We start from the raw sequence: 9,361 nt of genomic DNA on the forward strand, positions 1-9,361 counted from the left end.
AATTTACTATGAAAAATCTATATTTACTAATGCTGATCATGGCATCATACACGTTTTCGGCACAGGTCGGAATTAACACCAGAACTCCACATCCATCTGCAAGTTTAGACATTCGTTCAAGCAATAAAGGTGTTTCTTTTCCTCAGGTTTCATTACAAAGCATAAATGACGTCTCGACAATACCGAATCCTAAAGAGTCACTCATCATCTATAATACCAACAATGCAATCGGTGGAAAAGAAGGATTTTATTATTGGAATCAAATAAAATGGGAATATTTGTTTACCGACATTAATCAGGAAAGCCTGATGAATCAAATGAAATACTATTCATCTAATTCATCAACGGCTTTTACATTCACCAGAACTTCTCCTAATCAATTCTTAGGCTACATGGCCCATGTTTCAGGTGAAACATTAAATACAGCCCAATGGACTGTTATACCAGATCTTACAAAATCTATTGTGATTGACAGACCTCAAAACGATTTATTGCTTAATATAAATGGCATGTATCAGGCAAGCAATACCTCCGCTAACAATACCGGCGGCATTTCCTCGACTATCGGCTTTTTTGTTGATGATAAACTTATAGATGTTAAACCCCTCTATCTTGATTTTCAGTCAGCATGTTCATACAGACAGTTTATGATATATGGTATTGCGAAAAATTTAAGTCCAGGTAATCACACGGTGAAATTTGCGATACGGAATATTTCAGCACCTAACATCAGCGGACTAACAGTGACCTACGGTGCGCCAAATAGTTCATGCAGTTCATTAACCAGTTTCGAATCAGCAATGAGCAGTACCATTACAATCAATCAACCTTATTCTTTTTAGTTATGAAAATTTTAACCCTCATATTTACCTATTGCCTGATGAGTTTTATAAAAATAAATGCACAGGTTCTCATTGCCACAAATACCTCAATTGTAAATGCTCCGGATCCTAGCGCGGTTCTACATATTGCAGATGATAAAAGAGGAGTTCTCTTTCCCGCTGTTGCCCTTAGCAGCAGTAGCGATATTGTTACAGTACCTACCCCTGTACAAGGCTTACTCGTACAAAACACCACGACCAACAAACTCAATTTCTGGGATCAGGGAAAGTGGAACAAAACCTTTGAAATTGCAGATGGCTTGGCCATTATCAAGCAAACCGAAAACACTTCCGGCAACTCAACAGCAAGTACTACCATCAGTAATTTCCCTTCTACCATGCCGCTATTTTCGCTGAATAGTAATACAACTGGATGGACAAATTTAAATGCTACGACTACCATTACCATCACAAAAACAACAAATACCAATCTTATTATTGCTGAGGGGATGGCTCAAATTAATAATGCGAGCGACACCAATCAAAAATTTCAGTTTGCCGTTGGTGTCTTTGTAAATGGCCAGCTAAAGCTAGCCAATAAATACACTTCATCGGGAAGAGATTTTGTTTGTGACTGGAAAAAATTTAATCTTGCCGGCGTATTTAATGACTTGCCTATTGGAACACATACTGTATCGATTTACGGTAGAAACCTACCAGCAATTACAACTGGATATAACTCAATAACATATGGGGGCAACACCAGCAACTGTTCAAATATCAACAATGATATGGCAAGAATTTTTGTCACAGCACAAGTAACTCAATAAAAATAAGAGAGAGAATAAATCAATTTCGGATGAAAATACATTCAACAAATAACTCATAATCAACATATTAAACGTTATTATGTTATTTGTCCCCTATTTGTCCCCCCTATATTTTATGCTTTAAAGGCTCACCTTTATATATTTGCAATACTTTATACGGAGCATCACAGTTATCAACTGAACAACAACACAAATGCTGGAAAGAAAATTAAGCTCCGAATTATTACTCCTCAGGTTAATGACCTGAGGAGTTTTTATTATAAATTAAATGACCTAAATTTGTTCGTATGTAAACGGATCGATTAAACAATCGATTTCTCACCTCAATTCGCTCACCATGAAAAAATTATTTTCAATATTTCTTATTACCGTTTTTCTCTCGGTTTCCGCACAGGACAAACCTGCTTTCTGGAACGAAATACAAGAATTTAAAACACTCAACGTAAAAGCGCCGCCACCAAAAAATGCAATTCTCTTGTTAGGCAGTTCTTCTTTCACCATGTGGAAAGATGTGGATCGCTATTTTCCCGAGTATTTATTAATTAACCGGGGTTTTGGAGGTTCGAGTCTGTATGACTTAAATTTTTACTCAGATGAACTTTTAGCACCTTACGCTCCCCGACAAATCATAATTTACTGTGGAGAAAACGATTTCGCAGGCAACGAAAACCTGAAACCTAAAGAAGTCTTCAACCGATACAAAAATTTCTACTCAGAAATACGCAAATATTATCCAAATATTCCGGTGGCTTATGTATCGATTAAATTATCACCCAGCAGAAAACATCTCTGGCCAAAATTTATTGCTACCAACGCAATGATTAAAAAGTTTATGGACCGAAAACCTAACGCTGAATATATTGATATCACTAAAGCGATGAACGGCCCCAACGGAAAAGTACGTGAAGATTTATTTCTGGAAGACATGCTCCACATGAAAGCCGAAGGTTACCAAATATGGCAAAAAGAAATGGCTCCTTATCTCAGGAAGCCATAAATTAAAAACGTGTCTGCTTTAGAAATCTACAAAAAACAGCATTTATTTTTTCTTTTTTGCCTTAGCTTTCGCTTTTTGCTGGCCACGGTTTACCCCTTTTGTTTTAGGAGGATTTCTTTTCGTAGGTCCGCCCCAGTTTTCTTTTTTGTTTTTGTCTTTTTTCTCGTGGAATGCGCCGCCGCCTGGTTCAATCTTTACGGTATGTGCATTTTTCATCACGATTTCATCTTTTTCCGAAGGAATTTTCACGGGGTTAATTTTCACTTCTGAAGGAAATTCCTTAACCACAACAGATTTATCCATCAGCAATTCGATGTCAAGGAGAAGAGTTTCTTCTTTTTTAGTCACAAATGATACCGAAATTCCATTTTTATCTGCTCTACCCGTACGCCCGATTCGATGAATATACTGTTCCGGAATTTCGGGAATTTCAAAATTAATCACATGCGTAATATCCGAAATATCGAGACCTCTCGCCATAATATCAGTAGTAATTAACCCACGGATTTCCTGATTTTCGAAGCTTCTCATCGCGTTGAGACGGTAATTCTGCGATTTATTGGAGTGAATTACATCAAACTCATCAGGGAAAAGTTCTTCAATCTTCGTATAAAGATAATCGGCGTGTTTTTTATTGTTACAGAAAATCAACACTTTAGAAAAATCTTTGTCAGTATTAAGTAAATGTTCTAACAGATTAATTTTCGTATTGAAGTTCTCCACTTTATAGGCCAGCTGTTCTATTTTTTCAAGCGGAGTTCCGGATTTTGCAAGAGAAATTTCCACAGGATTTGCGAAATATTCATCCAATACTTCGTCTACCGCTTCCGTCATTGTCGCGGAAAAAAGAATATTCTGTCTTTTTTCTCTCATCATCGTAAAAATATTCGCCAGCTGAGATTTAAAACCAAGATTCAGCATCTCATCAAATTCATCAACAATAAGCTTCTGAACTTCCTTCAGAGAGATGGCATTATCAATCGCCAAATCCATGATTCGGCCCGGTGTCCCGATTAAAATATCGCACCCTCCATCGAACAGAAGTTTTTGGGTTTTGATGTTTACACCGCCATAAATTCCAATTACCCGGGCAGTAATATTTTGCGTGAGATTTTTGGTAATTTCAGTTACCTGCACCACCAGTTCTCTGGTAGGAACAAGGATTACTATGGTTGGATTTCCGTTTTTGTTGTATTTCCAGGTTTTTAAAACGGGCAGTAAATAAGCCAGCGTTTTTCCGGTTCCGGTTTGGGCAATACCCATCACATCGCGGCCTGAAAGTATAGGTTTTAGAGACTTTTCCTGAATCGGTGTCGGTTCAAATAAATTTGAATCTGCTAATACATCAAGAATTTTTTCCGGCAATTCGAAATCGGCAAAAGTGATTTTTTCCATTTTGCAAAGATATGTTTTTTAGAGGATTAAATTATTTTGTAATTTGGATGGATGAAAAAGTATATTTTCTTACTCTCATTTTTTCTTTTTTCGTGTTCTGATAAAAAGGAAAAAAGTACTGAAATTTTAACTCCGGAATCTAACACTACTGAAATCACAGAACCGCTTCCGCAGGCTGAAAATGCTGCACTAACTACATGGATAAGCTATTACAGAGAAACCAATCCCGATTTCAGTGCTGAAAAATTCGCTGTTACTACTACATCCCCAATCACTTATTACCCAAGTAACGTGAAGGTAATGAATGAAGAAGGTTTTAACGAAATCTACAAGCCGTTTTTCGTTTTCAGTGAAAGTAAAAACCAATATCTGGATTTCGACAGTTACCAATGGAATATTGCTGCGGACGGACGCGCAAGCTTCGAAGCCGATCAGGAAGTTGCATTAGTTGATTATAAAAATAAAAAGGCGCAGCGCATCGCATTTTTTGGTCCTTCCTATTCTGTCGAGGAAGCTTACTGGAAAGGCGATTCTGTTGCTGTTCTTCTGGGTAACTCTTACGAAAAAGTACCTTTTATGATGAAATACAATTTCAAAAAGAAAACCGTTGAAAATTTACAGTATCCCGATACTTTGAAATTCGACATTCCTTATTCCAAAGTAAGACTGCAGAAATTCGGGATTAAAACTGAATAAAAAAACGCACCGGTTAGATGCGTTTCTATTTTCTTATTCCCATTCGATGGTTGCAGGTGGTTTGCTCGAAATATCATAGGCAATTCTGTTGATACCTTTCACTTCGTTAATGATTCTGTTGGATACGTTTTCCAAGAATTCCCATGGGAATTTACTGAATGTTGCTGTCATGAAATCCGTCGTATTAGCAGACCGAACGACCGCAGTATATTCATAAGTTCTTTCATCGCCCATTACGCCAACAGATTTTACGGGAAGCAAAACCACAAACGCTTGAGAAACAGTTTCGTACAAATTATTTTTATACAGTTCATTGATGAAAATATCATCAGCTTCCTGTAAGATTTTCACTTTTTCTTCATCTACTTCACCCAAAATCCTGATTCCTAATCCAGGTCCCGGGAAAGGATGACGATGAACCAAATGATGCGGTATACCAAGCTCTTCGCCTACTTTTCTTACTTCATCTTTAAATAATTCTCTCAAAGGTTCAAGCAATTCAAAATCCATTTCTTCGGGAAGTCCGCCCACATTGTGATGCGATTTGATTACTGCTGAAGGACCTTTCACCGACTGGCTTTCAATAACATCAGGATAGATGGTGCCTTGAGCGAGGAATTTTGCACCTTCTATTTTGTGCGATTCTTCATCAAAAACATCAACGAACTCGTTCCCGATAATTTTTCGCTTTGCTTCCGGATCCGAAACACCTTTCAATTTGGCCATAAACCGATCTTTCGCATCGATCAATTTGATGTTCAAGTGAAAATGTTCACCATAATTTTTCATCACTTTTTCAGCCTCATCTTTTCTTAAAAGACCGGTATCCACAAAAATACACTGTAACTGATCGCCGATGGCTTTATTAATTAAAACTGCAGCAACAGAGGAATCTACTCCACCGGAAAGACCAAGAATCACCTTCTGATCTCCCACTTTTTCTTTGATTTCGGCAACTGTTTTATCGATATAATTGGTGAGTTTCCAGTTTTTGGGAGCTTTACAGATATTGAATACGAAATTATCGATCATTCTTGCTCCTTCTTCCGTGTGGGATACTTCCGGGTGAAACTGAACGCAGTATATTTTCCGTGATTCATCTGAAATGGCAGAAATAACATCGGTCATTCCATTAATATTAAAACCTTCGGGAACTGTTTCCACTTCGTCGAAATGGCTCATCCACACGGTTGAAAACCTACTAACTCCCGAAAGAAACGCATTGGATTTTTGGATCTGAAGTTTTGCTTTTCCGTATTCGCCTTTCTCGCCTTTTTTTACTTTACCGCCTAACAAATGGGTGGTAAGCTGCATTCCGTAACAGATTCCCAACACAGGAATTCCTTTTTCAAACAGCGCTTTATCAACCAAATGTGCGTTTTCAGCGTTCACCGAACTTGGTCCGCCAGACAAAATAATTCCTGAAGGATTGCGCGACAAAATTTCGTATAAAGGAGTGTCGAACGGAAGAACTTCGGAATAGACGCCAAGCTCACGGATTCGTCTGGCGATGAGTTGGTTATATTGTGACCCGAAGTCGAGGATAATGATACCGTTATTCATGTATGATTTTTACTTTTTATGTTTTCCTTTTAGTTTATAAGGAAAGAAAACGTTTTTATGACTTGATTTATTATTTTTCCAGAAAATACTGATAAACAGATATTTATTTAAAAACAGCCAGGAAATGGTAGAAAAAAAGCGTGATTCTTCACGCCTTTTTCTGTATTAAAATTTACCTATATCGTCTCTGTAGGTTTCGTAATCGAAGCTTACGGTTTTGGCATCTTCGTAAACCAATTTTCTAGCCTCTTCGTAAGAATCTGCTGTTGCCACCAGACTCAGTACACGTCCACCGGAAGTAAGGATTCTGTCGCCTGCCTTTTTAGCACCTGCGAAAAGAACCTGGCTGTTCTTAACTTTATCCAGGTTTCTTATTTCAAAACCTGTTTCAATTTTTCTTGGATAACCGCCAGAACACATCACGAGGCACACTGCTTTTTCGTCTTTGAATTTCAGTTCTATATCCTTTCCTTCAAGACAGTCATTAATCACATCGAACAGCTTGTTTTCCATGAGTGGCAGGATCACCTGTGTTTCCGGATCGCCCATTCTCATATTATATTCCAGAAGGAACGTTCCGTCTGCAGTAACCATCAAACCAAAGAAAATAAATCCTTTGAAATGAATATTGGCAGTGCTGAAACCTGCTAAAGTTGGTTCAAGAATATTTTTTTCGAAATCTTTGTAGTGTTCGGAAGTAAATTCTGGGCTTGGGGCTACACTTCCCATTCCGCCGGTATTGGGACCGGTATCTCCGTTTCCTGCTTTTTTATAATCTTTCACCGGGATACACGGAAAAAGTTTTTTTCCGTTCGAAAATGCGATAATCGAAGCTTCGAAACCTTTCAGATATTCTTCGATCACCAACTGAATTCCGGCATCGCCATAAATTCTTTCGATCATAAATTTATGGATGGTGGACTCGGCTTCAGCTAAATTATCAGCAATCACAACTCCTTTACCACCTGCAAGTCCACTGGCTTTAATAACGATCGGAAATTTCTGATTTCTTACATATTCAACCGCATCGTGATAAGCATCAAAAACAACCGCTTTGGCCGTTTTGATGTTATTGGTCTGCATGAATTTCTTAGAGAAAGCTTTACTTCCTTCCAGTTCGGCAGCTCTTTTTTCCGGACCGAAAATTTTAAGGCCATGTTTTTTGAATTCATCTACAATTCCTTCTACTAGTGGAGCTTCGGGACCAACAATCGTAAGATCAATTCTTTCTTTAATTGCAAAATCTCTTAACCCTTCCACACTTTCGTCATATACATTCTGGCCGAGCTGGCCTGTGGTTACCGTGCCTTTGGCAAAGTATAATTTAGATATTCTGCTGTCGTCTTTCAGCTTAAGTGCGAGGGCCGATTCGCGGGCTCCATTTCCTACGATTAATATTTTCATGTGAGTTTACTTAATGTTTGTGCTCTCCAAAATTACTAATTTGAATATGAATTTCAAATTTACCGGAGCGAAAAATTTCTTAATTAACAGTTAAACCCGCGTTTTTAAGTGAGCGGAAGCACCTGTTTTTTACTTAATGCAAAAAGTGGCGCATTCCTGTAAACATCATCGGAATTCCGTGTTCGTTTGCCGCTTCAATGCTTTCTTCATCTCTCATACTTCCGCCTGGCTGAATGATTGCTTTGATACCTTCTTTCGCACAGAAATCTACCACGTCTCTGAAAGGAAAAAATGCATCAGAAGCTAAAACCAGATCACCGGAAAATTTCTCTTTTGCCCGTTCTACAGCATGTTGCGTTGCCCAGATTCTGTTTACCTGTCCGCCACCAATTCCCAGAGCCTGAATTCCGTTGGAAACTACAATCGCGTTAGATTTCACATATTTTACCACGCGCTGGGCAAATAATAGTGCTTTTTCCTGCTCTGCAGAAGGTTTAAAAACCGTTACCGTTTCTATTTTATCAGAAAACTGGTTATCGTTATCCTGAACCAAAATTCCACCATCAATTTTCACCCAGGTTTGTTTATCGGAAACCGGATTTTTAATTTTAATGATTCTCAGGTTCTTTTTCTTTCTTAAAATTTCGAGTGCATCAGCATCAAAATCCGGAGCCATCACAATTTCCAGGAATGTTCTGTTGAGTTCTTCTGCTGTGGCAGCATCCACCTTGAAATTCATCCCGATAATTCCGCCAAAGATGGAAACCGGATCGCATTCGAATGTTTTTGTGTACGTTTCGAGTGCCGAACTTCCCACGGCAACGCCACATGGTGTGGAATGTTTCACCGCACAACAGGCCATTTCTTCTTTGAATTCATTCACCACCTTCCAGCATAAATCCATATCGCGAAGGTTGTTGAAAGAGAGTTCTTTACCGCCGAGAATATCAAAATCTTTCATCGCGCCGTTCTCGGTTGTTGAGGCATAATATGCTGCAGACTGGTGCGGGTTTTCACCGTATCTGAGGTCTGAAACTTTTTTATAGGAAGCATTTAGATATTGCGGATAAGCTTCATCGAGCAACATTTTAGAAATCGCTCCGTCATATGCGGAAGTAAGGTTGAACACTTTCCCGGCCAGTTTTTTACGCGTTTCCATAGTTGTATCTCCTGTTTCAGAAATTTCCTGTTGAACTTTTTCATAATCTTCAACATCGGTAATCACCGTTACAGCATTGAAATTCTTGGCGCCGGATCTCAACATGGAAGGCCCGCCTATGTCAATAAATTCAACTTTTTCATCGAGAGAAATATCAGCGTTTGCATTTTCGAAAAATGGATAAAGATTAACAATTACCATGTCGATAAGCCCAATACCATGTTCCTGAACGGTTTTCATGTGCTCTTCGCTGTTGCGAACTGCAAGTAGGCCGCCGTGAACTTTTGGGTGAAGTGTTTTTACTCTTCCGTCAAGCATTTCCGGAAATTCTGTAACCTCTTCAATCTGAATCGGGTTCAACCCCGCGTCTTTCAGATGTTTGAATGTTCCGCCGGTGGAAATCAGTTCGTAATTTTTTTCTTCTAAAAATTTTGCAAAACCGATGAGTCCGGATTTATCGGAAACAGAGATCAGTGCTCTTTTTTTTGACATTTTT

At 38.6% G+C, this 9,361-nt stretch carries 8 protein-coding genes; 4 read left to right on the plus strand and 4 right to left on the minus strand.

The genetic code is table 11. The features are described from left to right. Window positions 1-8 precede the first annotated feature (8 nt). From V5N63_RS06020 to V5N63_RS06030, 3 genes are all read left to right on the plus strand, one after another. Window positions 9-842 carry a hypothetical protein gene (locus tag V5N63_RS06020; RefSeq protein ID WP_332033225.1) on the plus strand — a complete coding sequence of 278 codons (834 nt, stop codon included), beginning with the start codon at window positions 9-11 and terminating at the stop codon, window positions 840-842. A gap of 2 nt (window positions 843-844) precedes the next feature. Beyond that, entirely contained in the window at window positions 845-1,651 is an 807-nt protein-coding gene (locus V5N63_RS06025; protein WP_332033226.1) for a hypothetical protein, read from the plus strand. A gap of 337 nt (window positions 1,652-1,988) precedes the next feature. Then, window positions 1,989-2,648, plus strand: a complete 660-nt coding sequence (locus V5N63_RS06030; protein WP_332033227.1) for a GDSL-type esterase/lipase family protein — start codon at window positions 1,989-1,991, stop codon at window positions 2,646-2,648. Window positions 2,649-2,690: 42 nt separating this feature from the next. On the opposite strand, the gene V5N63_RS06035 is transcribed toward V5N63_RS06030, so the two are convergent. After that, complete coding sequence (locus V5N63_RS06035; RefSeq protein ID WP_265143279.1) at window positions 2,691-4,043, minus strand: DEAD/DEAH box helicase; 1,353 nt, start codon at window positions 4,041-4,043, stop codon at window positions 2,691-2,693. A gap of 51 nt (window positions 4,044-4,094) precedes the next feature. Here V5N63_RS06035 and V5N63_RS06040 point away from each other — a divergent pair, with 51 nt between their 5' ends. Continuing rightward, the gene (locus V5N63_RS06040; protein ID WP_332024344.1) at window positions 4,095-4,739 is read left to right on the plus strand and encodes a hypothetical protein; all 645 of its coding nucleotides are present in this window, start codon (window positions 4,095-4,097) and stop codon (window positions 4,737-4,739) included. Between the two features lie 33 nt (window positions 4,740-4,772). Here V5N63_RS06040 and guaA read toward each other — a convergent pair whose 3' ends face one another. The 3 genes from guaA to purH all read right to left on the minus strand — a co-directional run bounded on the left by guaA (window position 4,773) and on the right by purH (window position 9,357). Continuing rightward, window positions 4,773-6,302, minus strand: a complete 1,530-nt coding sequence (gene guaA / locus V5N63_RS06045; protein WP_332033228.1) for a glutamine-hydrolyzing GMP synthase — start codon at window positions 6,300-6,302, stop codon at window positions 4,773-4,775. A 165-nt stretch (window positions 6,303-6,467) separates the two neighbouring features. Beyond that, a complete protein-coding gene (purD, locus tag V5N63_RS06050; RefSeq protein WP_332033229.1) occupies window positions 6,468-7,706 on the minus strand; it encodes a phosphoribosylamine--glycine ligase in 1,239 nt (412 codons plus the stop codon). 133 nt (window positions 7,707-7,839) lie between these two features. Beyond that, the gene (purH, locus tag V5N63_RS06055; protein WP_332033230.1) at window positions 7,840-9,357 is read right to left on the minus strand and encodes a bifunctional phosphoribosylaminoimidazolecarboxamide formyltransferase/IMP cyclohydrolase; all 1,518 of its coding nucleotides are present in this window, start codon (window positions 9,355-9,357) and stop codon (window positions 7,840-7,842) included. Window positions 9,358-9,361 lie beyond the last annotated feature (4 nt).

The organism is Kaistella sp. (genome assembly GCF_032060305.1).
Lineage (GTDB): Bacteria > Bacteroidota > Bacteroidia > Flavobacteriales > Weeksellaceae > Kaistella > Kaistella yananensis.

Excerpts from the sequence above, each read along its gene's own strand:
- V5N63_RS06020 (WP_332033225.1), top strand. The coding sequence starts at position 9 with ATGAAAAATCTATATTTACTAATGCTGATCATGGCATCATACACGTTT.
- V5N63_RS06025 (WP_332033226.1), top strand. The coding sequence starts at position 845 with ATGAAAATTTTAACCCTCATATTTACCTATTGCCTGATGAGTTTTATA.
- V5N63_RS06030 (WP_332033227.1), top strand. The coding sequence starts at position 1,989 with ATGAAAAAATTATTTTCAATATTTCTTATTACCGTTTTTCTCTCGGTT.
- V5N63_RS06035 (WP_265143279.1), bottom strand. The coding sequence starts at position 4,043 with ATGGAAAAAATCACTTTTGCCGATTTCGAATTGCCGGAAAAAATTCTT.
- V5N63_RS06040 (WP_332024344.1), top strand. The coding sequence starts at position 4,095 with ATGAAAAAGTATATTTTCTTACTCTCATTTTTTCTTTTTTCGTGTTCT.
- guaA (WP_332033228.1), bottom strand. The coding sequence starts at position 6,302 with ATGAATAACGGTATCATTATCCTCGACTTCGGGTCACAATATAACCAA.
- purD (WP_332033229.1), bottom strand. The coding sequence starts at position 7,706 with ATGAAAATATTAATCGTAGGAAATGGAGCCCGCGAATCGGCCCTCGCA.
- purH (WP_332033230.1), bottom strand. The coding sequence starts at position 9,357 with ATGTCAAAAAAAAGAGCACTGATCTCTGTTTCCGATAAATCCGGACTC.